Consider the following 21,239-nt stretch of genomic DNA (forward strand, 5'->3'; position numbering starts at 1 on the left):
GCAAAAAACCGAGACAATCGAAAGAGAAACAGATTGAAGAGCGACCGAGAAGAAGAGAGAAACTCAAACTTGAAATAGGTCAAGTAGAAAAGGGCGCATGGTGAATGCCTTGGCACTAGAAGCCGATGAAGGACGTGACGAACCACGAAAGGCTTCGGGGAGCAGTAAGTAAGCGATGATCCGGAGATATCCGAATGGGGGAACCCAATACCGAGAGGTATTATCGTATGATGAATAAATAGTTATACGAAGGAAGACGCAGTGAACTGAAACATCTAAGTAGCTGCAGGAAGAGAAAGAAAAATCGATTTCCTAAGTAGCGGCGAGCGAACAGGAAAGAGCCCAAACCAACTGGCTTGCCAGTTGGGGTTGAAGGACTGCGATGTAGTACTTGAAGTGATAGCAGAATTATCTGGAAAGATAAGCCAGAGAGGGTGATAGCCCCGTAAGCGAAATTGCGACAAGACTTAGCAGGATCCTGAGTAGGTCGGGACACGAGGAATCCCGATTGAATCCGCGAGGACCATCTCGTAAGGCTAAATACTAACTAGTGACCGATAGTGAACCAGTACCGTGAGGGAAAGGTGAAAAGAACCCCGGGAGGGGAGTGAAATAGAACCTGAAACCGTGTGCCTACAAGTAGTCAGAGCACATTAAAGTGTAATGGCGTGCCTTTTGTAGAATGAACCGGCGAGTTACGTTATGTTGCAAGGTTAAGTCAGAAAAGACGGAGCCGTAGCGAAAGCGAGTCTGAATAGGGCGAAAGAGTAATGTGACGTAGACCCGAAACCAAGTGACCTACCCATGACCAGGTTGAAGGTGTGGTAAAACACACTGGAGGACCGAACCCACGTGAGTTAAAAATCGCGGGGATGAGTTGTGGGTAGCGGTGAAATTCCAAACGAACTTGGAGATAGCTGGTTCTCTCCGAAATAGCTTTAGGGCTAGCCTCGTGTGAATGATAATGGAGGTAGAGCGCTGTTTGGACTAGGGGCCCGTCATGGGTTACTGAATCCAGATAAACTTCGAATGCCAGATATCAATGCACGGGAGTCAGACTGCGAGTGATAAGATCCGTAGTCGAAAGGGAAACAGCCCAGATCACCAGTTAAGGTCCCCAAATCTATGCTAAGTGGAAAAGGATGTGGAGTTGCGTAGACAACTAGGATGTTGGCTTAGAAGCAGCCATCATTTAAAGAGTGCGTAATAGCTCACTAGTCGAGTGACGCTGCGCCGAAAATTTACCGGGGCTAAGCATAGTACCGAAACTGTGGATGCATATATTATATGTGTGGTAGGAGAGCGTTCTAAGTGCGGTGAAGTTAGATCGAGAGGACTAATGGAGCGCTTAGAAGTGAGAATGCCGGTATGAGTAGCGAAAGATAGGTGAGAATCCTATCCGCCGTAAGACTAAGGTTTCCTGGGGCAGGCTCGTCCGCCCAGGGTAAGTCGGGACCTAAGGTAAGGCCGAGAGGCGTAGCCGATGGACAACAGGTAGAAATTCCTGTACTGAAACTGCTTGTTATGAGCAATGGAGGGACGCAGGAGGCTAATGACGCATGGTGTTGGATATCCATGTGCAAGCGTTAAGAGTTAAGATGAGTCAAATGCTTGTCTTTAAAAGCTTGAGACGTGATGCGTAGTGAAGTTAAGTAGCGAAGGTCATGATGTCACACTGCCAAGAAAAGCTTCTAGCCAGAGTAGTTTTACCCGTACCGCAAACCGACACAGGTAGTCGAGGAGAGTATCCTCAGGTGAGCGAGAGAACTCTCGTTAAGGAACTCGGCAAAATGACCCCGTAACTTCGGAAGAAGGGGTGCTGATTGTAAAAGATCAGCCGCAGTGAAGAGGCCCAAACAACTGTTTATCAAAAACACAGGTATCTGCAAAATCGTAAGATGACGTATAGGTGCTGACACCTGCCCGGTGCTGGAAGGTTAAGAGGAAAGCTTAGCGCAAGCGAAGGTTTGAATTGAAGCCCCAGTAAACGGCGGCCGTAACTATAACGGTCCTAAGGTAGCGAAATTCCTTGTCGGGTAAGTTCCGACCTGCACGAAAGGTGTAATGATTTGGGCACTGTCTCAACGAGAGACTCGGTGAAATTATAATACCCGTGAAGATGCGGGTTACCCGCGACAGGACGGAAAGACCCCATGGAGCTTTACTGTAGCTTGATATTGAGTATTTGTTAAACATGTACAGGATAGGTAGGAGCCAGAGAAGATAGGACGCTAGTTTTATCGGAGGCAATGTTGGGATACTACCCTTGTTTGATGGATCCTCTAACTCAGATCGCTAAGCGCGGTCGAGGACAGTGTCAGGTGGGCAGTTTGACTGGGGCGGTCGCCTCCTAAAGTGTAACGGAGGCGCCCAAAGGTTCCCTCAGAATGGTTGGAAATCATTCGCAGAGTGTAAAGGTATAAGGGAGCTTGACTGCGAGAGCTACAACTCGAGCAGGGACGAAAGTCGGGCTTAGTGATCTGGTGGTACTGTATGGAAAGGCCATCACTCAACGGATAAAAGCTACCCTGGGGATAACAGGCTTATCTCCCCCAAGAGTTCACATCGACGGGGAGGTTTGGCACCTCGATGTCGGCTCGTCGCATCCTGGGGCTGAAGTCGGTCCCAAGGGTTGGGCTGTTCGCCCATTAAAGCGGCACGCGAGCTGGGTTCAGAACGTCGTGAGACAGTTCGGTCCCTATCCGTCGTGGGCGTAGGAAATTTGAGAGGAGCTGTCCTTAGTACGAGAGGACCGGGATGGACATACCGCTGGTGTACCAGTTGTCGAGCCTTCGGCATCGCTGGGTAGCTATGTATGGACGGGATAAGCGCTGAAAGCATCTAAGTGCGAAGCCCCCCTCAAGATGAGATTTCCGATGCGAAAGCAGTAAGACACCTTAAAGACGATGAGGTAGATAGGCTAGGAGTGTAAGCTCAGTGATGAGTGAAGCGGACTAGTACTAATCAGTCGAGCACTTGACCAAAGCTCTAGGTTTTAGGCTTTAGATTATATTCAGTTTTGAGTGTAAAAGCTCAAAGAAAGTATAGTAACGATAGCAAGAAGGAAACACCTGTTCCCATGCCGAACACAGAAGTTAAGCTTCTTAACGCCGAAAGTAGTTGGTGGGAAACTGCCTGCAAGGATAGGTAGTTGCTATGCATGGAGGATTAGCTCAGCTGGGAGAGCATCTGCCTTACAAGCAGGAGGTCACAGGTTCGAGCCCTGTATCCTCCATCTGAGTCGTTAGCTCAGTTGGTAGAGCATCTGACTTTTAATCAGAGGGTCGGCAGTTCGAGACTGCCACGACTCATTGACCCTATATATTTTTGCGGGTGTGGCGGAATTGGCAGACGCGCTAGATTTAGGTTCTAGTGTTTTCGGACGTATGGGTTCAAGTCCCATCACCCGTATCCGCCTTAAGTGAGCAGCTTGCCGATTTAGCTCAGTTGGTAGAGCATCTGTCTTGTAAACAGGGGGTCGAAGGTTCGAATCCTTTAATCGGCATTACAATTAAATATTATGCGGAAGTAGTTCAGTGGTAGAACATCACCTTGCCATGGTGGGGGTCGCGGGTTCGAATCCCGTCTTCCGCTTATCATTATCATGCCGGGGTGGCGGAACTGGCAGACGCACGGGACTTAAAATCCCGCGGTTGGTGACAACCGTACCGGTTCGATTCCGGTCCTCGGCATATAATGATGCACCCTTAGCGCAACTGGATAGAGTGTCTGACTACGAATCAGAAGGTTGAAGGTTCAAATCCTTCAGGGTGCATTTTCGGGAAGTGGCTCAGTTTGGTAGAGCACCTGGTTTGGGACCAGGGGGTCGCAGGTTCGAATCCTGTCTTCCCGATTTGTAACATGGTTACATATTGGCGGTGTAGCTCAGCTGGCTAGAGCGTCCGGTTCATACCCGGGAGGTCGAGGGTTCGATCCCCCCCGCCGCTATAAGGTATACTTGGACCTTTAGCTCAGTTGGTTAGAGCAGACGGCTCATAACCGTCGGGTCGTAGGTTCGAGTCCTACAAGGTCCATATTCGGATCTTGATTTTTTATATTAGAATTATCGCGGGATGGAGCAGTCTGGCAGCTCGTCGGGCTCATAACCCGAAGGTCATAGGTTCAAATCCTATTCCCGCAATTTGGTCCCTTAGTGTAGCGGTTATCACGCCTCCCTGTCACGGAGGAGATCACCGGTTCGATTCCGGTAGGGACCGTAAATGGCTCGATAGCTCAGTTGGTAGAGCAAAGGATTGAAGCTCCTTGTGTCGGCGGTTCGATTCCGTCTCGCGCCATTAGAAAACATGCGGGTATAGTTTAGTGGTAAAACGAAAGCCTTCCAAGCTTTAGTCGCGAGTCCGATTCTCGTTACCCGCTTTATGGGCCTATAGCTCAGCTGGTTTAGAGCGCACGCCTGATAAGCGTGAGGTCGATGGTTCAAGTCCATTTAGGCCCATTGGAGATTTACTCAAGTGGCTGAAGAGGCGCCCCTGCTAAGGGTGTAGGTCGGTTTATACCGGCGCGAGGGTTCGAATCTCTCAATCTCCGTAACAAGAGGATATTAAATTAAAATAGTTAATGAAGATAAGACGCAATTAGTTGAAAAGGCTAATTGCGTCTTTTTATAATCTTTCTTTTTAGTTATATTTTCTTCAGCTATTTGTATTTTAATAAATGCCATAAAAGTGTATAACTTGTAGAAGAAGGAAACCATACCTAGATTGGATACCGAGGATACTTTAGAGCGCAAATTACTTATTAAACTGCTCTTTCTCCTAGATTTAAATGTAAACTATCTACTAAACTTATGTAAAGAAGTGCCAATAGGTTAAATTTAAGGGGATAAGCAAGCTTTATAAAGTGGAGAAATTACTGCCTAGGGTACCTGGTTGGGCCCCTCTCTGCTCTTTTATCAAGGAGTGAGAGACGCTACTTCCTATTTTCTAGTGAGTTTTCTTATCATGAGTAATGAGTTCCTCGCCAAAATTTATTCTAAAACCAGTTCTGAGGTTGGTAGTGACTTGAATATTAATGATTTATTGATGAATACCATAAGAAGCCCCTAATTCTAAAATTTTCTGTAGGAATGGTATTAAAGAACCATTCAGTAGCTTTGAGTAGCAATCCAGAGAGTAAGGGAAAGATTTTTATTATAAAAGTCGGACTGCATGATGAAACTTCTATTTTAGCCAAATCTAGAATACACAGCACAAACTTGTTAGATTGCAAATTACCTCTAAAACACCTATCGTAAAAGTGGGAGAATGAAATTCTTCTCACTGTAAACTCTATTATTAGAGCTAAAAATTTTTAACCAAAAGACAAGAGATTTTAAAGATTCCTACTAAAAATAGATTTTTGTAAATTTTAAAATCTATCAGAGTTTGGCAATTAATCTTGGAAGGTCTGATAGTAAGGTGTAAGACGTATTTTTGCAAGGAAGACTAAGTATTATACCCTAGTGTATTTATCGCTTAGCGCTGCTTATAGTTGGAGGCAGCAGAATTCAAACCAATAGAGCTTAAACCGTTTAAAGCTCAATGTGAAAGATACTTGAGTATTTAAATAAAGCTGAGGCAAGTGAGAAGTAAAAGAAAGAATAGAAAAGTGAAATTATTTAAAGGGAAAAGAGATAACAAAGGGATGAAAAAGAAGAAGTCAGGTTTATTTTTACACATCTAAACACCAAAAATGTTCTTACTAACATGAGACAGAAGAGAATTTTATAAAATATGAGGGTTATAAAAGGCGCCATTAAAAGGTTTAAGAAAATAGGAGAAAATAATTTTAAAAAAACACTTGCATAAGTCAGGTTTTTCTAGTATTATGATTATTGCTGATGCGATGAAAAGTGAGAAAGCTTAAATCAAGTCAGAAAAAAGTAAAAAAAGTTGTTGACGAAAGTTAACAGATCTGGTATCATTAATAAATGTGTTAGATAAGAAGGCCCGTTGGTCAAGTGGTTAAGACACCGCCCTTTCACGGCGGTAACATGAGTTCAAATCTCGTACGGGTCATTACCATTTAATGGTAATATTATGGAGGATTACCCAAGTCCGGCTGAAGGGAACGGTCTTGAAAACCGTCAGGCGGGTTCTGCCCGCGCGTGGGTTCGAATCCCACATCCTCCTTATTATCGCGGGATGGAGCAGTCTGGCAGCTCGTCGGGCTCATAACCCGAAGGTCATAGGTTCAAATCCTATTCCCGCAATTTGGTCCCTTAGTGTAGCGGTTATCACGCCTCCCTGTCACGGAGGAGATCACCGGTTCGATTCCGGTAGGGACCGTAAATGGCTCGATAGCTCAGTTGGTAGAGCAAAGGATTGAAGCTCCTTGTGTCGGCGGTTCGATTCCGTCTCGCGCCATTCTGGAGGCCTAGCGAAGTGGCTAAACGCGGCGGTCTGTAAAACCGCTCTCTCTGAGTTCGGTGGTTCGAATCCACTGGCCTCCATAAAATAGGGATATCGTATAAAGGTAGTACATCGGTCTCCAAAACCGCTAGTGTGGGTTCAATTCCTACTATCCCTGTTTTGATATATTATTTATCAAATCCACGGCGGAATTGGTGAAGTGGTTAACACACCGGTTTGTGGATCCGGCATGCATGGGTTCGATCCCCATATTCCGCCCTAACATTGGAATATAGCCAAGCGGTAAGGCAATGGACTTTGACTTCATCACGCGCTGGTTCGAATCCAGCTATTCCAATTGGTTATTGTAAACGCAGAAGGTGGCGGTGTAGCCAAGTGGTAAGGCAGAGGTCTGCAAAACCTTTATCGTCGGTTCAAATCCGATCACCGCCTTTGTCTGGAGTTCTAGAGTTTAACTTTATGGCGATGTGGCGGAATTGGCAGACGCGCCAGACTCAAAATCTGGTGTCCCTTGGGACGTATCGGTTCGACCCCGATCATCGCTATTAATCAGACAGGAAAAAAACACGTAAGCTTATATACTTACGTGTTTTTTTGTATTCTTGATTCTCGTTGTAATCTTTCTCTTTAAACTTTATAATATAAAGAAGAAATATGGAGGTAGCTTTATGAACATTGGTCTATTTACAGATACTTATTTTCCCCAAATATCTGGAGTAGCGACTTCAATTCAAACTTTAAAAAATGCATTAGAAGCTCAAGGTCATTCTGTATTTATTTTTACTACTACCGATCCTCATTTGCCTAAAGGGACAGTTGAGCCAAATGTCTTTCGTTTAAGTAGTGTACCTTTCATTTCTTTTACAGATCGAAGAATTGCATTTAGGGGATTATTTCAAGCTACCAAAATAGCTAAAGAAGTAAAATTGGATGTCGTTCACACCCAAACTGAATTTTCGATGGGTGCTATTGGTAAATATGTTGCCCATAATCTTAAAATCCCTGCTATTCACACTTATCATACAATGTATCAAGACTACTTACATTACATTTTAAATGGTCATTTATTAAAACCATATCATGTAAAGCAATTTTGCCGAGCATACCTTCATAATATGGAAGGTGTTATTGCTCCAAGCATCCGTGTAAAAGATACTTTAAGAGAATATGGGGTAAAGATACCTTTGAAGATAATTCCGACGGGAGTGGATCTTAAAGGAATTAATGAGACCCCTCGAAGAGATGTAAGAAAAGATTTAGGATTAAAAGAGAGTGATAAAGTATTATTAACTTTGAGTAGAGTAGCTCCTGAAAAGAAAATAGGTAATTTATTAGCAGTCCTTCCAGAATTAATTAAGAAGCATCCCACTGTAAAGCTTGTAATTGCGGGCGATGGACCGGATCTCAAAAATTTAAAAAATAAAGTTGAAGAGATGCACTTAGAGGAATATGTACTTTTTATTGGAAGTGTTGAGCATAGTGATGTGGGAAATTATTATGCGATGGCTGATCTTTTTGTTTCAGCAAGTGATACCGAAACTCAAGGATTAACTTATATAGAAGCAATGGCAGCAGGAACACCAAGTATTGTTTATGCGACTGAATATACTGAACAAATATTTAACCATAAAGAATTAGGGGCAGTTTTCACTTCTCAAAAACAAATGGCAGAATTGATAGACAACTATTTAAATAAGGTACCACTTGTAATTTCTAAAGATCTATTAAAAGAAAAGCTAAAAGAAGTATCTGCTGAAACTTTTGCAAAAAATGTCGTGAACTTCTATCAAGAAGCAATAGATAAACTAAACACAACTGAGGTATTAGATGATTAGAATTAATATGTTTTCTCAAGCTGATAGCGTTCAAGGTCAAGGCGTGGGGTCAGCGTATAAAGAATTAATCCGACTCTTGAGAAAGAAACTCGTTGATGACTTTTATGTCACGGTTAATCGCTATGGAACCAGTGATCTCACGCATTACCATACAATTAATCCAACCTATTTTGCCAATAGTTTTTCTAAAAGTCGTGGTCGAAAGATAGGATATGTACATTTTTTACCTGAAACCTTAGAAGGATCTATAAAACTTCCTGGATTTGCTCAAGGAATTTTGAATAGATATATAATTGATTTTTATGATCGCATGGATCAAATTGTAGTAGTTAATCCGATGTTTATTGGAAAGTTAGCTCAGCATGGGATTGATCCGCAAAAGGTAAAATATATTCCTAATTTTGTCTCAAAAAGTGAATTCTATGAACAAACTCAAGAAGAAAAAAATGCGTTTCGAAATTCTTTAGGAATTCCCTTAAATAAATTAGTTGTTTTTGGGGATGGACAAGTGCAAGAACGTAAGGGTGTAGATGATTTTGTCAAATTAGCAAAAAAGAATCCAGATATTCAATTTATTTGGGCAGGTGGTTTCTCCTTTGGAAAAATGACCGATGGCTATAATCACTTCAAAGAAGTAGTTGCTAATCCACCTAAAAATCTTACCTTTACAGGTATTGTGGAAAGAGAAAAACTAGTAAATTACTTAAATATTGCAGATGTATTTTTGCTACCATCATTTGATGAACTTTTCCCAATGTCAGTATTAGAAGCATTTAGTTGTAATACTCCAGTTTTATTAAGAGATTTGGAATTATATAAGTCTATTATTGATGGTTACTATATGCCAGGTAGGAATTTTAATGAATTGAATAGCTGGCTGCAAGAAATCAAAAAAAATCCATATATTCTTGCAAAATATAAAGAACTTTCTCGTCAAGCAAGTAATCAATATTCTGAAGATCACTTAGCAGAAATTTGGAAGGATTTTTATACTGAGCAATATGAATTAGGGAAAAAGTTAGGACAAATAAAACTATGAACAAAAAGCACCTAATTGGAATTATTATAGTTTTAATAATTAGTGGTGGAGTGATATATTTTCAGTTAAAAAACACTCCAATTAATTCCCTAATTCAAGCTGCAAAGAGTTTGAATCCTTCTTTCTTAATTCTAGTTTTTGCAATTATGATTTTATCCTATGTTTTTGAAGCTGGAATTTTGGCTACTCTTTCATATGAGAGAAAAAAAGAGTATTCTACTTGGGCTTTTTTTAGAATACCGTTGATTCAAGCTCTTTTTAATGCTATTACTCCGTTATCAACAGGAGGACAACCTTCACAATTAGTGGCAATGATGCAAATGGGGATGAAGGGAGCAAGGGCAACTTCAATTTTGCTGATGAAGTTTATAATTTATCAAATTTGTGTTCTTTTTGCCTATGTTTCAACAATTGCTTTTGGCTTCAAAATGATTGCTGGCAGGTTTAGTGGACTGGCTTTATTTATTTTTATTGGATTTCTAATTCATATTAGCTCAATTATGTTTTTATTGGCGGTTATGTTTGCTTATAACTGGACAAAAAAAATCACCCTATGGATTATGAAAATTTTGGAAAAAGTTTTTGGGACGAAAAGAGTGGATAGTTGGCGTCAATCAACTTTAAACCAAATAGAAACTTTTTATCAAGAAGGACAAAAATTAAAAAGAGAAAAAAAGAAGCTTCTGATTGCTAGTATTTTGACAATTGGACAATTACTATGTTTTTATTCTATTCCATACTTTATTTTACTAGCACTTAATTTACATCCTTCGTGGTTAGCTGTTACCGGGATGAATATCATGATTATAATGTTTATGGCAATTGTTCCAATTCCAGGTGCATCTGGTGGAGCTGAGTTTAGTTTTCAGACTTTATTCTCAATTTTTATTTCTTCAAATGCACTATTGACATTAGGGATGTTTTTATGGCGATTTACCACTTATTTCTTAGGATTAATTTTAGGAGTAGTGGGTTGGATTATTAAGCCTAAAAAGGTAGAAGAAAGTTGAGACTATGTATGCAAAAAATTAAAAAAATTAAAGATTGGTTTTTAGATACAAAATTAGGCTTTTTTACGTTCATGGTTGTTTTGTTCTGGCTAAAAACTTGGCTTATCTATTTAACAAAATTTAATTTAGGTGCTGAGGGAGCAATGCAACAATTTTTGCTACTGATAAATCCTGTGGCACCAGCCATAATCTTATTAGGAATTGGGCTATTCATCAAAGGACGAAAATCGTACTGGATAATGGTTATAATTGATTTTTTGCTTTCTCTTTGGCTTTTTGCGAATATTTTATATTATCGCGAATTTTCTGATTTTTTATCCATATCAATTATTAAAACTTCAGGCTCTAGTTCCGATAATCTTGGAAAGAGTATTGCAGGTATAACCAAGGGAACAGATTTTTTAGCCTTTTTGGATGTGGCTTTAATTATAATCTTGCTTATCTTTAAAGTCTTTAAGATTGATCCAAGAAAATTAAAGTTAAAAGTGGCAGGTCTAATTGAAGTTTGTGCATTTTGCTTGTTAGGCATTAATTTAACTATGGCACAGCAAGATCGTTCTGGATTGTTAACAAGGACATTTGACAATAACTATATTGTTAAATATCTGGGACTTAATAACTATGCAGTGTATGATTCATTTAAAACAGCTCAGACCAATGCGATAATGGCAAAGGCCAATCAGAATGATTTAAAGTCAGTTGAAAATTATATAAAGAAAAACTACATTCCCCCTAATCCAGAATATTATGGTGTAGCGAGGGGAAAAAATGTATTAGTAATTCATTTAGAAAGTTTTCAACAGTTTTTAATTGATTATAAATGGCATGGGAAAGAAGTAACACCTAATTTAAATAAAATTTATCATTCTTCTAATACTATTAGTTTTGATAACTTTTTTAATCAGGTAGGCCAAGGGAAAACCTCTGATGCTGAAATGATGTTAGAAAATTCGTTATTTGGATTACAGTCAGGGTCTGCAATGTCTAGTTATGGGACATCAAATGTTTTTCAAGCTACTCCAGCTCTTTTGGATCAAAAAGCAGGTTATACTAGCGCAGTAATGCATGGAGGCGCAGGATCATTTTGGAACAGAGATAATGCTTATAAATCATTTGGATATGACTACTTTATGCCACTATCGTATTATCAAAATAAAAAGGGATATTACATTGGCTATGGTATAAAAGATAAACTATTTTTTAAACAATCAGTTCAATATATCGAACGTTTACCGCAACCCTTTTATTTAAAAATGATTACTGTATCTAATCATTATCCTTATGATTTGGATAAGCAAAATCAAACTATTTCTAAAACAGATACTGGTGATAATACAGTGGATGGTTATATCCAGACAGCTCATTATCTAGACCAGGCTATCGGTGAATTAATGACCTACTTAAAAAAGTCGGGTCTAGAGAAAAACACATTAATTATGTTTTATGGTGATCATTATGGAATTTCTGGGAATCATCATAAGGCTTCAGCCCAATTACTAGGGAAAAGTAGCTTTAATGATTTTGATAATTTACAATTTCAAAGAGTACCTTTAATGTTTCATATGAAAGGGCTAAAAGGAAAAATTGATCATACATATGGGGGAGAAATTGATGTTAGGCCAACACTATTTAATCTCTTAGGAATAAGTGACAAAGGGCTAATTCAATTTGGACATAGTCTTCTTTCAAAAAATGCACCGCAAATTGTGGCGCAACGAAATGGAGATTTTATTACACCGACATATAGTAAAGTAGATGGCAGATACTACTATACAAGAACAGGGATGCTCATAGAACATCCAACTAAAAAGCAAAAACAAGAATTAGGTTTGATCTCAAATACTGTGACTAGTGAATTATCTTTATCAGACAGGGTAATAACAGGAAATCTGCTGAGGTTTTATAAGGTTAAAGATTTTAAGGCAATAAATCGAAAAGATTATAATTATAAAAAAGAAAAGTCGCTTGAAAAGTTAAAGAGTGCAAAAACTACCTTGTTGGATAAAAATAAAGGAAAGTCCACAGAAGATTTATATAAAACAAATGCGCCAGAATTAAAAGAAAAGAATTAAAACTAATCTCACTTAAATGGAAAAGACAAAGTAAAGTTGTTTAGCCATGAAAGTGAGATTTTTTATAATTATATTTAAAAAATATGTTGACAAAGATGAATAAACAACGTATAATAATAAAATGTCTTCGGGATAACAAACCGGCGACAAAGAATTTTAAAATTATCTCTTGCAAGTAAAAAGCAAGTATGATATAATAGATAAGTCGTAAACCGACGCTTTAGTACCTTGAAAACTGAACAAAAATTCGTAAGTGTGCGGGGGAAATAAACCCCAAACAAAGCGAAGTCAATTCGCAAGCAATAAATTTGAGATAACAAATCAAAAAAAACGTTAAGAGCTAAGAAAAGCTCATTTCAAAAAGGAAATGAGAGTTTGATCCTGGCTCAGGACGAACGCTGGCGGCGTGCCTAATACATGCAAGTCGAGCGAGCTTGCCTAGATGATTGAAATGCTTGCATTTCATGAAACTAGATACAAGCTAGCGGCGAACGGGTGAGTAACACGTGGGTAACCTGCCCAAGAGACTGGGATAACACCTGGAAACAGATGCTAATACCGGATAACAACACTAGACGCATGTCTAGAGTTTGAAAGATGGATTTCTATCACTCTTGGATGGACCTGCGGTGCATTAGCTAGTTGGTAAGGTAACGGCTTACCAAGGCAATGATGCATAGCCGAGTTGAGAGACTGATCGGCCACATTGGGACTGAGACACGGCCCAAACTCCTACGGGAGGCAGCAGTAGGGAATCTTCCACAATGGACGAAAGTCTGATGGAGCAACGCCGCGTGAGTGAAGAAGGGTTTCGGCTCGTAAAGCTCTGTTGTTGGTGAAGAAAGATAGAGGTAGTAACTGGCCTTTATTCGACGGTAATCAACTAGAAAGTCACGGCTAACTACGTGCCAGCAGCCGCGGTAATACGTAGGTGGCAAGCGTTGTCCGGATTTATTGGGCGTAAAGCGAGTGCAGGCGGTTTAATAAGTCTGATGTGAAAGCCTTCGGCTCAACCGAAGAACTGCATCAGAAACTGTTAAACTTGAGTGCAGAAGAGGAGAGTGGAACTCCATGTGTAGCGGTGGAATGCGTAGATATATGGAAGAACACCAGTGGCGAAGGCGGCTCTCTGGTCTGCAACTGACGCTGAGGCTCGAAAGCATGGGTAGCGAACAGGATTAGATACCCTGGTAGTCCATGCCGTAAACGATGAGTGCTAAGTGTTGGGAGGTTTCCGCCTCTCAGTGCTGCAGCTAACGCATTAAGCACTCCGCCTGGGGAGTACGACCGCAAGGTTGAAACTCAAAGGAATTGACGGGGGCCCGCACAAGCGGTGGAGCATGTGGTTTAATTCGAAGCAACGCGAAGAACCTTACCAGGTCTTGACATCCAATGACAACCTAAGAGATTAGGCTTTCCCTTCGGGGACATTGAGACAGGTGGTGCATGGCTGTCGTCAGCTCGTGTCGTGAGATGTTGGGTTAAGTCCCGCAACGAGCGCAACCCTTGTCATTAGTTGCCATCATTAAGTTGGGCACTCTAATGAGACTGCCGGTGACAAACCGGAGGAAGGTGGGGATGACGTCAAGTCATCATGCCCCTTATGACCTGGGCTACACACGTGCTACAATGGACGGTACAACGAGAAGCGAACCTGTGAAGGCAAGCGGATCTCTGAAAGCCGTTCTCAGTTCGGATTGTAGGCTGCAACTCGCCTACATGAAGCTGGAATCGCTAGTAATCGCGGATCAGCACGCCGCGGTGAATACGTTCCCGGGCCTTGTACACACCGCCCGTCACACCATGAGAGTCTGTAACACCCAAAGCCGGTGAGATAACCTTTAAGGAGTCAGCCGTCTAAGGTAGGACAGATGATTAGGGTGAAGTCGTAACAAGGTAGCCGTAGGAGAACCTGCGGCTGGATCACCTCCTTTCTAAGGAAGGGCAACTGATGGAGAGTGTGAAGACACTAAAAGAAGTCAGAAAGCCAAACAAGAAAAAGGCACACAGAAGAATTTTTGTTTAGTTTTGAGGGCAGTAAAGAAGTTCTCAAGAGTTAGTACATTGAAAACTGAATATAATCAAAGCAAAAAACCGAGACAATCGAAAGAGAAACAGATTGAAGAGCGACCGAGAAGAAGAGAGAAACTCAAACTTGAAATAGGTCAAGTAGAAAAGGGCGCATGGTGAATGCCTTGGCACTAGAAGCCGATGAAGGACGTGACGAACCACGAAAGGCTTCGGGGAGCAGTAAGTAAGCGATGATCCGGAGATATCCGAATGGGGGAACCCAATACCGAGAGGTATTATCGTATGATGAATAAATAGTTATACGAAGGAAGACGCAGTGAACTGAAACATCTAAGTAGCTGCAGGAAGAGAAAGAAAAATCGATTTCCTAAGTAGCGGCGAGCGAACAGGAAAGAGCCCAAACCAACTGGCTTGCCAGTTGGGGTTGAAGGACTGCGATGTAGTACTTGAAGTGATAGCAGAATTATCTGGAAAGATAAGCCAGAGAGGGTGATAGCCCCGTAAGCGAAATTGCGACAAGACTTAGCAGGATCCTGAGTAGGTCGGGACACGAGGAATCCCGATTGAATCCGCGAGGACCATCTCGTAAGGCTAAATACTAACTAGTGACCGATAGTGAACCAGTACCGTGAGGGAAAGGTGAAAAGAACCCCGGGAGGGGAGTGAAATAGAACCTGAAACCGTGTGCCTACAAGTAGTCAGAGCACATTAAAGTGTAATGGCGTGCCTTTTGTAGAATGAACCGGCGAGTTACGTTATGTTGCAAGGTTAAGTCAGAAAAGACGGAGCCGTAGCGAAAGCGAGTCTGAATAGGGCGAAAGAGTAATGTGACGTAGACCCGAAACCAAGTGACCTACCCATGACCAGGTTGAAGGTGTGGTAAAACACACTGGAGGACCGAACCCACGTGAGTTAAAAATCGCGGGGATGAGTTGTGGGTAGCGGTGAAATTCCAAACGAACTTGGAGATAGCTGGTTCTCTCCGAAATAGCTTTAGGGCTAGCCTCGTGTGAATGATAATGGAGGTAGAGCGCTGTTTGGACTAGGGGCCCGTCATGGGTTACTGAATCCAGATAAACTTCGAATGCCAGATATCAATGCACGGGAGTCAGACTGCGAGTGATAAGATCCGTAGTCGAAAGGGAAACAGCCCAGATCACCAGTTAAGGTCCCCAAATCTATGCTAAGTGGAAAAGGATGTGGAGTTGCGTAGACAACTAGGATGTTGGCTTAGAAGCAGCCATCATTTAAAGAGTGCGTAATAGCTCACTAGTCGAGTGACGCTGCGCCGAAAATTTACCGGGGCTAAGCATAGTACCGAAACTGTGGATGCATATATTATATGTGTGGTAGGAGAGCGTTCTAAGTGCGGTGAAGTTAGATCGAGAGGACTAATGGAGCGCTTAGAAGTGAGAATGCCGGTATGAGTAGCGAAAGATAGGTGAGAATCCTATCCGCCGTAAGACTAAGGTTTCCTGGGGCAGGCTCGTCCGCCCAGGGTAAGTCGGGACCTAAGGTAAGGCCGAGAGGCGTAGCCGATGGACAACAGGTAGAAATTCCTGTACTGAAACTGCTTGTTATGAGCAATGGAGGGACGCAGGAGGCTAATGACGCATGGTGTTGGATATCCATGTGCAAGCGTTAAGAGTTAAGATGAGTCAAATGCTTGTCTTTAAAAGCTTGAGACGTGATGCGTAGTGAAGTTAAGTAGCGAAGGTCATGATGTCACACTGCCAAGAAAAGCTTCTAGCCAGAGTAGTTTTACCCGTACCGCAAACCGACACAGGTAGTCGAGGAGAGTATCCTCAGGTGAGCGAGAGAACTCTCGTTAAGGAACTCGGCAAAATGACCCCGTAACTTCGGAAGAAGGGGTGCTGATTGTAAAAGATCAGCCGCAGTGAAGAGGCCCAAACAACTGTTTATCAAAAACACAGGTATCTGCAAAATCGTAAGATGACGTATAGGTGCTGACACCTGCCCGGTGCTGGAAGGTTAAGAGGAAAGCTTAGCGCAAGCGAAGGTTTGAATTGAAGCCCCAGTAAACGGCGGCCGTAACTATAACGGTCCTAAGGTAGCGAAATTCCTTGTCGGGTAAGTTCCGACCTGCACGAAAGGTGTAATGATTTGGGCACTGTCTCAACGAGAGACTCGGTGAAATTATAATACCCGTGAAGATGCGGGTTACCCGCGACAGGACGGAAAGACCCCATGGAGCTTTACTGTAGCTTGATATTGAGTATTTGTTAAACATGTACAGGATAGGTAGGAGCCAGAGAAGATAGGACGCTAGTTTTATCGGAGGCAATGTTGGGATACTACCCTTGTTTGATGGATCCTCTAACTCAGATCGCTAAGCGCGGTCGAGGACAGTGTCAGGTGGGCAGTTTGACTGGGGCGGTCGCCTCCTAAAGTGTAACGGAGGCGCCCAAAGGTTCCCTCAGAATGGTTGGAAATCATTCGCAGAGTGTAAAGGTATAAGGGAGCTTGACTGCGAGAGCTACAACTCGAGCAGGGACGAAAGTCGGGCTTAGTGATCTGGTGGTACTGTATGGAAAGGCCATCACTCAACGGATAAAAGCTACCCTGGGGATAACAGGCTTATCTCCCCCAAGAGTTCACATCGACGGGGAGGTTTGGCACCTCGATGTCGGCTCGTCGCATCCTGGGGCTGAAGTCGGTCCCAAGGGTTGGGCTGTTCGCCCATTAAAGCGGCACGCGAGCTGGGTTCAGAACGTCGTGAGACAGTTCGGTCCCTATCCGTCGTGGGCGTAGGAAATTTGAGAGGAGCTGTCCTTAGTACGAGAGGACCGGGATGGACATACCGCTGGTGTACCAGTTGTCGAGCCTTCGGCATCGCTGGGTAGCTATGTATGGACGGGATAAGCGCTGAAAGCATCTAAGTGCGAAGCCCCCCTCAAGATGAGATTTCCGATGCGAAAGCAGTAAGACACCTTAAAGACGATGAGGTAGATAGGCTAGGAGTGTAAGCTCAGTGATGAGTGAAGCGGACTAGTACTAATCAGTCGAGCACTTGACCAAAGCTCTAGGTTTTAGGCTTTAGATTATATTCAGTTTTGAGTGTAATAACTCAGAAAGAGTACGGTGGCAATGGCAAGAAGGAAACACCTGTTCCCATGCCGAACACAGAAGTTAAGCTTCTTAACGCCGAAAGTAGTTGGTGGGAAACTGCCTGCGAGGATAGGTAGTTGCCGTGCTCTTTTACTTATTCCGGCTTAGCTCAGTTGGTAGAGCACCTGACTGTTAATCAGGCTGTCGTCAGTTCGAGTCTGACAGCCGGAGTTCAAATTGTATTAAGTCACTAATCCACTTGAAAGTACATCTTCAGGTGGATTATTTTTGTTTTTGGGAATCTCCTTTCTTCTAATTACCTGCTTGCTTTGTCTTCTATCCTTGGATAGCACCACAATAATATAATCTCTCCTTATTCTTAAGATGGTCTTCTAATAAAAAATATTCAATAAATCTAAAATTTCTTTAGATTTATTGAATACAACTATAAGGAAATAGCCTAGAATCTTTTTAAACTTAATATAAATTCTCCCTCTTCGTTAATATATCTTCACTCTTTACTTATTCGATTTGGGAATAAAGAAAACCTCTATCACTAAGCTCAGAGAGATTAAAAGGATTAAAGTGATGAAAATCCTTTTATTCCCTTGGGCTGTTCCATTAGCTAGAGACTGGGAAGTAGCTTTTTGACTTATTGCAATTAAGCTTCCCGCTAATGCTGTCCCTACTGCTCCGGAAAATTGTTGTAGTGTATTGTAGATAGCATTTCCTTCAGCTTGCTCCTTTTTTGTTAGCGCTGTTAGCCCACTTGTCATTAGGGTACTAAAGCTTAGCCCATATCCTCCATAGTAAAGGATATATAAAAAAATAATAAGAGTATTAGTAAGATGTGGAGTGGAAAGAAATAATAGAGAAAGACTCAGTAAACTAACAAAGGTTCCACTTATTATAGGTAACCGATTGCCCCGTTTTGCTAAAATTTTTCCTCCTACAGCTGCCATGATAGCATCGGCGATGGCCCCTGGTAATAAAATCCACCCTGCTATAGAGGAACTCCCAAAATTGACCAATTCAATATATAAGGGGAGGGCAAATCCTAATGCTAGAGTTGAAATCTTAGCTATACAATAACAAACTAATTGCATAGTGAAAGTGATGTCTTGAAAAATTTTAGGATTAATTAAAGGATTCTTATCCCTCCAAGATAATTTCCCCCAAATTATTAGGCTAATAATACCACCAATTATAAAACCACTAACTTTATATGAAAGTAAAGAATTTTTTACAAAATTTGTAAATCCGATTATTAAGAGAATTAGCCCTATTCCTAGAGTTACCCATTGAAGAAATTTGAAATGAACTTTTTTACTTGCTAAGGAAAGTTGCGGAATAGTAAAAAGACCACTAATTAGCCCAATGGTCCCTAAAATAAATGAGATGATAAATATCCATCTCCAGTTTAACCTTTGAGTTATTATTCCTCCAAACACTGGCCCAATTGCTACAGCAGCTGCAGTAATCATAGTTCCAATTCCCATCATAAAATCAAGATGAGCTTTTGGGACTTTTTCTAGAATAATGTTATACATTAAGGGAAGGCCGATTCCAGTACCAATCCCTTGGAAGATGCGACCAAGTAAAAGGAAATCAAAACGTGGAGAAACAATGTCAATTAACAACCCCATCATAAAAATTAATATTCCACTTAAAAAAATATTTTTTGTAGAAAAACGTAATTTGATTTGAGAACTTATTGGGACGATAACTGCAATAACTAATAAAACAATTGTATTAACCCATTGAACTTGACCAGTTGTAACAGAAAATTCATTAATTAGTATTGGAAAAGTTACAGTAGTAGCAGTTTCATCTAAGATCCCCAAAAAAGATAATATACCAGCTGACAAAATTGCAATTAATAATTTTCTATTTAATCTTTTAGATTCCATAATTACCTCTTTTCTTAGTAATCTAACATAATTAGTATAAACTTTTTAAGAAAGAAAACTAAATTTTTGATTGACAGATAGATAAAGAAAGACTTATAATACTTAAGTAACATTTAAATACATGGAGTGTTGTCCGAGAGGCCGAAGGAGCATGATTGGAAATCATGTATACGGGTATTCCCTGTATCGAGAGTTCGAATCTCTCACACTCCGTTAAACGGATCTTTTAAGTAAAGGATCTTTTATTTTATTAAAAAAGTACTTGCTTTTTCTTTGCAGGATCTGTATTATATTATTTGTCGGTAAATGAGATCACCAGTTTAAAAAGTGATAAAAAAGTTATTGACATTGTAATTGATTATAGTATAATTAATAATTGTGTTAAAGATGATGGCCCGTTGGTCAAGTGGTTAAGACACCGCCCTTTCACGGCGGTAACATGAGTTCAAATCTCGTACGGGTCATGAACGGAGGATTAGCTCAGCTGGGAGAGCATCTGCCTTACAAGCAGGAGGTCACAGGTTCGAACCCTGTATCCTCCATCGTTCAGAGAGGCCACCAATTTTGGTGGTCTTTTTTATTACCTTCTTTGAACGAATAACTTATTATGTTAGATCGGTTAAGGTCCCGAAAGGATCCGGAGACGGAGATGCCTTGTAACCGAAAAGTTTTATTTAGGGGGACTCCTTTATGACAAAAGAAAAGCGTTTATTTACTTCAGAATCTGTTTCTGAAGGACATCCTGATAAAGTAGCAGATCAAATTTCAGATGCGATTTTAGATGCGATTTTAGCTAAAGATCCAAATGGGAGAGTAGCATGTGAAACTACTGTCACTACTGGTCTTGTATTGGTAGTAGGAGAAATTTCAACTACTGCTTATGTAGATATTCAGAAAGTTGTTAGAGATACAATTATTAAAATTGGTTATAATAGACCAGAATTAGGATTTGATGGAAATAATTGTGCAGTACTTGTTGACATTGATGAGCAATCTCCAGATATTGCTGGAGGAGTAGACAGTGCCTTAGAAGTAAGAGAAAGTAATTCTAAAGATAAAGATGAGCTAGATCAAATTGGTGCTGGAGATCAAGGATTAATGTTTGGGTTTGCAATTAATGAAACTCCAGAATTAATGCCATTACCAATTGCTTTAGCGCATAAATTAATGCAACGTGTGGCTAAGTTGCGCAAAGAAAATACTTTACCCTGGCTTCGTCCAGATGCTAAGGCTCAAGTAACAGTTGAATACGATGAAAATAATAAGCCTAAAAGAGTTGATACTGTCGTAATTTCAACACAAACCGATGATCAAGTAAGTAACGAAGTTATTCGTTCTAGCATGATTAATGATGTAATTAAAAAGGTCATTCCAAGTAAGTATATTGATGAAAATACCAAATATTTAATTAATCCATCTGGTCGCTTTGTAATTGGGGGACCTAAAGGAGACTCTGGTTTAACAGGCCGAAAAATTATTGTGGATACTTATGGAGGCTATGCACGTCATGGTGGGGGTGCATTTTCTGGAAAGGATCTTACTAAGGTTGATAGAAGTGCCAGTTATGCTGCTCGTTATGTAGCTAAAAATATTGTAGCAGCAGGGTTAGCAGATCAATGCGAGATTCAGCTTGCTTATGCAATTGGGGTAGCGCACCCAGTATCAATTATGGTTAATACGGCTGGAACTGGAAAAGTAAGTGATGAATTATTAGTTGAAGCGATTCGAGATACTTTTGATTTACGTCCAGCAGGGATTATTAAAATGCTTGATTTACGCCGCCCAATTTATGGCCCTACAGCTGCTTATGGTCACTTTGGGAGAACAGATATTGATTTACCTTGGGAACACACCGATAAAGTAGAAGAATTAAAGAATTACGTTAATAATCATAAATAAATT

General features: G+C 40.9%; 6 protein-coding genes, 31 tRNA genes, 5 rRNA genes and 1 riboswitch. Of the genes, 41 read left to right on the top strand and 1 reads right to left on the bottom strand.

Annotated features, from left to right (window positions below; genetic code table 11):
* Positions 1-77 precede the first annotated feature (77 nt).
* From FP433_RS02130 to FP433_RS02310, 37 genes are all read left to right on the top strand, one after another.
* Positions 78-2,984, top strand: a 23S ribosomal RNA gene (locus FP433_RS02130).
* Positions 2,985-3,043: 59 nt separating this feature from the next.
* Positions 3,044-3,160 (top strand): 5S ribosomal RNA (rrf, locus tag FP433_RS02135).
* 2 nt (positions 3,161-3,162) lie between these two features.
* A tRNA-Val gene (locus FP433_RS02140) sits at positions 3,163-3,235 on the top strand.
* Positions 3,236-3,238: 3 nt separating this feature from the next.
* Positions 3,239-3,311, top strand: a tRNA-Lys gene (locus FP433_RS02145).
* A gap of 18 nt (positions 3,312-3,329) precedes the next feature.
* Positions 3,330-3,411: transfer RNA gene (locus tag FP433_RS02150), tRNA-Leu, on the top strand.
* Positions 3,412-3,432: 21 nt separating this feature from the next.
* A tRNA-Thr gene (locus tag FP433_RS02155) sits at positions 3,433-3,505 on the top strand.
* A gap of 17 nt (positions 3,506-3,522) precedes the next feature.
* Positions 3,523-3,594, top strand: a tRNA-Gly gene (locus FP433_RS02160).
* 12 nt (positions 3,595-3,606) lie between these two features.
* Positions 3,607-3,692 (top strand) — tRNA-Leu (locus tag FP433_RS02165).
* Between the two features lie 9 nt (positions 3,693-3,701).
* A tRNA-Arg gene (locus FP433_RS02170) sits at positions 3,702-3,775 on the top strand.
* Positions 3,776-3,779: 4 nt separating this feature from the next.
* Positions 3,780-3,853 (top strand) — tRNA-Pro (locus tag FP433_RS02175).
* 21 nt (positions 3,854-3,874) lie between these two features.
* A tRNA-Met gene (locus tag FP433_RS02180) sits at positions 3,875-3,948 on the top strand.
* 12 nt (positions 3,949-3,960) lie between these two features.
* Positions 3,961-4,034 (top strand) — tRNA-Ile (locus tag FP433_RS02185).
* Between the two features lie 33 nt (positions 4,035-4,067).
* Positions 4,068-4,141 (top strand) — tRNA-Met (locus tag FP433_RS02190).
* A gap of 3 nt (positions 4,142-4,144) precedes the next feature.
* Positions 4,145-4,217: transfer RNA gene (locus tag FP433_RS02195), tRNA-Asp, on the top strand.
* A gap of 5 nt (positions 4,218-4,222) precedes the next feature.
* A tRNA-Phe gene (locus FP433_RS02200) sits at positions 4,223-4,295 on the top strand.
* An 11-nt stretch (positions 4,296-4,306) separates the two neighbouring features.
* Positions 4,307-4,377, top strand: a tRNA-Gly gene (locus tag FP433_RS02205).
* A 4-nt stretch (positions 4,378-4,381) separates the two neighbouring features.
* Positions 4,382-4,456: transfer RNA gene (locus FP433_RS02210), tRNA-Ile, on the top strand.
* Between the two features lie 2 nt (positions 4,457-4,458).
* Positions 4,459-4,548: transfer RNA gene (locus FP433_RS02215), tRNA-Ser, on the top strand.
* Positions 4,549-5,945: 1,397 nt separating this feature from the next.
* Positions 5,946-6,017: transfer RNA gene (locus tag FP433_RS02220), tRNA-Glu, on the top strand.
* Positions 6,018-6,040: 23 nt separating this feature from the next.
* Positions 6,041-6,131, top strand: a tRNA-Ser gene (locus tag FP433_RS02225).
* 6 nt (positions 6,132-6,137) lie between these two features.
* Positions 6,138-6,211, top strand: a tRNA-Met gene (locus FP433_RS02230).
* Positions 6,212-6,214: 3 nt separating this feature from the next.
* Positions 6,215-6,287: transfer RNA gene (locus tag FP433_RS02235), tRNA-Asp, on the top strand.
* Between the two features lie 5 nt (positions 6,288-6,292).
* A tRNA-Phe gene (locus FP433_RS02240) sits at positions 6,293-6,365 on the top strand.
* A 4-nt stretch (positions 6,366-6,369) separates the two neighbouring features.
* A tRNA-Tyr gene (locus FP433_RS02245) sits at positions 6,370-6,451 on the top strand.
* 6 nt (positions 6,452-6,457) lie between these two features.
* A tRNA-Trp gene (locus tag FP433_RS02250) sits at positions 6,458-6,528 on the top strand.
* A 28-nt stretch (positions 6,529-6,556) separates the two neighbouring features.
* Positions 6,557-6,629: transfer RNA gene (locus tag FP433_RS02255), tRNA-His, on the top strand.
* Positions 6,630-6,636: 7 nt separating this feature from the next.
* Positions 6,637-6,708: transfer RNA gene (locus FP433_RS02260), tRNA-Gln, on the top strand.
* 24 nt (positions 6,709-6,732) lie between these two features.
* Positions 6,733-6,803, top strand: a tRNA-Cys gene (locus FP433_RS02265).
* Between the two features lie 29 nt (positions 6,804-6,832).
* Positions 6,833-6,916: transfer RNA gene (locus tag FP433_RS02270), tRNA-Leu, on the top strand.
* 123 nt (positions 6,917-7,039) lie between these two features.
* Positions 7,040-8,206: a glycosyltransferase family 4 protein gene (locus FP433_RS02275; protein ID WP_265483320.1), complete on the top strand. Its 1,167-nt coding sequence runs from the start codon at positions 7,040-7,042 to the stop codon at positions 8,204-8,206.
* Entirely contained in the window at positions 8,199-9,245 is a 1,047-nt protein-coding gene (locus FP433_RS02280) for a glycosyltransferase family 4 protein (RefSeq protein WP_265483319.1), read from the top strand. Before FP433_RS02275 ends, FP433_RS02280 begins: the two co-directional genes overlap by 8 nt.
* Positions 9,242-10,255 carry a lysylphosphatidylglycerol synthase transmembrane domain-containing protein gene (locus FP433_RS02285; protein WP_265486958.1) on the top strand — a complete coding sequence of 338 codons (1,014 nt, stop codon included), beginning with the start codon at positions 9,242-9,244 and terminating at the stop codon, positions 10,253-10,255. Before FP433_RS02280 ends, FP433_RS02285 begins: the two co-directional genes overlap by 4 nt.
* Positions 10,256-10,263: 8 nt before the next feature.
* Complete coding sequence (locus FP433_RS02290; protein ID WP_265486960.1) at positions 10,264-12,327, top strand: LTA synthase family protein; 2,064 nt, start codon at positions 10,264-10,266, stop codon at positions 12,325-12,327.
* Positions 12,328-12,690: 363 nt separating this feature from the next.
* Positions 12,691-14,261 (top strand): 16S ribosomal RNA (locus FP433_RS02295).
* Positions 14,262-14,490: 229 nt separating this feature from the next.
* A 23S ribosomal RNA gene (locus tag FP433_RS02300) occupies positions 14,491-17,397 on the top strand.
* A 59-nt stretch (positions 17,398-17,456) separates the two neighbouring features.
* A 5S ribosomal RNA gene (gene rrf / locus FP433_RS02305) occupies positions 17,457-17,573 on the top strand.
* Together the 16S, 23S and 5S rRNA genes with 1 tRNA gene alongside form the textbook arrangement of a ribosomal RNA operon.
* Before the next feature lie 12 nt (positions 17,574-17,585).
* Positions 17,586-17,658 (top strand) — tRNA-Asn (locus FP433_RS02310).
* Positions 17,659-17,945: 287 nt separating this feature from the next.
* On the opposite strand, the gene FP433_RS02315 is transcribed toward FP433_RS02310, so the two are convergent.
* Positions 17,946-19,337 carry an MFS transporter gene (locus tag FP433_RS02315; RefSeq protein ID WP_265486962.1) on the bottom strand — a complete coding sequence of 464 codons (1,392 nt, stop codon included), beginning with the start codon at positions 19,335-19,337 and terminating at the stop codon, positions 17,946-17,948.
* 123 nt (positions 19,338-19,460) lie between these two features.
* Here FP433_RS02315 and FP433_RS02320 point away from each other — a divergent pair.
* The 4 genes from FP433_RS02320 (at position 19,461) to metK (ending at position 21,236) form a co-directional block, all read left to right on the top strand.
* Positions 19,461-19,550: transfer RNA gene (locus tag FP433_RS02320), tRNA-Ser, on the top strand.
* 179 nt (positions 19,551-19,729) lie between these two features.
* Positions 19,730-19,801 (top strand) — tRNA-Glu (locus FP433_RS02325).
* Between the two features lie 5 nt (positions 19,802-19,806).
* Positions 19,807-19,879, top strand: a tRNA-Val gene (locus tag FP433_RS02330).
* A gap of 72 nt (positions 19,880-19,951) precedes the next feature.
* A riboswitch (SMK box riboswitch) is annotated at positions 19,952-20,030 on the top strand.
* Positions 20,028-21,236, top strand: coding sequence for a methionine adenosyltransferase (metK, locus tag FP433_RS02335; protein ID WP_265486963.1), 1,209 nt, complete (start codon positions 20,028-20,030; stop codon positions 21,234-21,236). (Overlaps the previous riboswitch by 3 nt.)
* The last annotated feature ends 3 nt before the right edge of the window (positions 21,237-21,239 follow it).

This window comes from Lactobacillus sp. PV012 (assembly GCF_014522325.1).
Classification (GTDB): Bacteria; Bacillota; Bacilli; order Lactobacillales; family Lactobacillaceae; genus Lactobacillus.

Bases quoted from the DNA above. Each gene is read 5' to 3' on its own strand.
- FP433_RS02275 (WP_265483320.1), top strand. From the start codon at position 7,040: ATGAACATTGGTCTATTTACAGATACTTATTTTCCCCAAATATCTGGA.
- FP433_RS02280 (WP_265483319.1), top strand. From the start codon at position 8,199: ATGATTAGAATTAATATGTTTTCTCAAGCTGATAGCGTTCAAGGTCAA.
- FP433_RS02285 (WP_265486958.1), top strand. From the start codon at position 9,242: ATGAACAAAAAGCACCTAATTGGAATTATTATAGTTTTAATAATTAGT.
- FP433_RS02290 (WP_265486960.1), top strand. From the start codon at position 10,264: ATGCAAAAAATTAAAAAAATTAAAGATTGGTTTTTAGATACAAAATTA.
- FP433_RS02315 (WP_265486962.1), bottom strand. From the start codon at position 19,337: ATGGAATCTAAAAGATTAAATAGAAAATTATTAATTGCAATTTTGTCA.
- metK (WP_265486963.1), top strand. From the start codon at position 20,028: ATGACAAAAGAAAAGCGTTTATTTACTTCAGAATCTGTTTCTGAAGGA.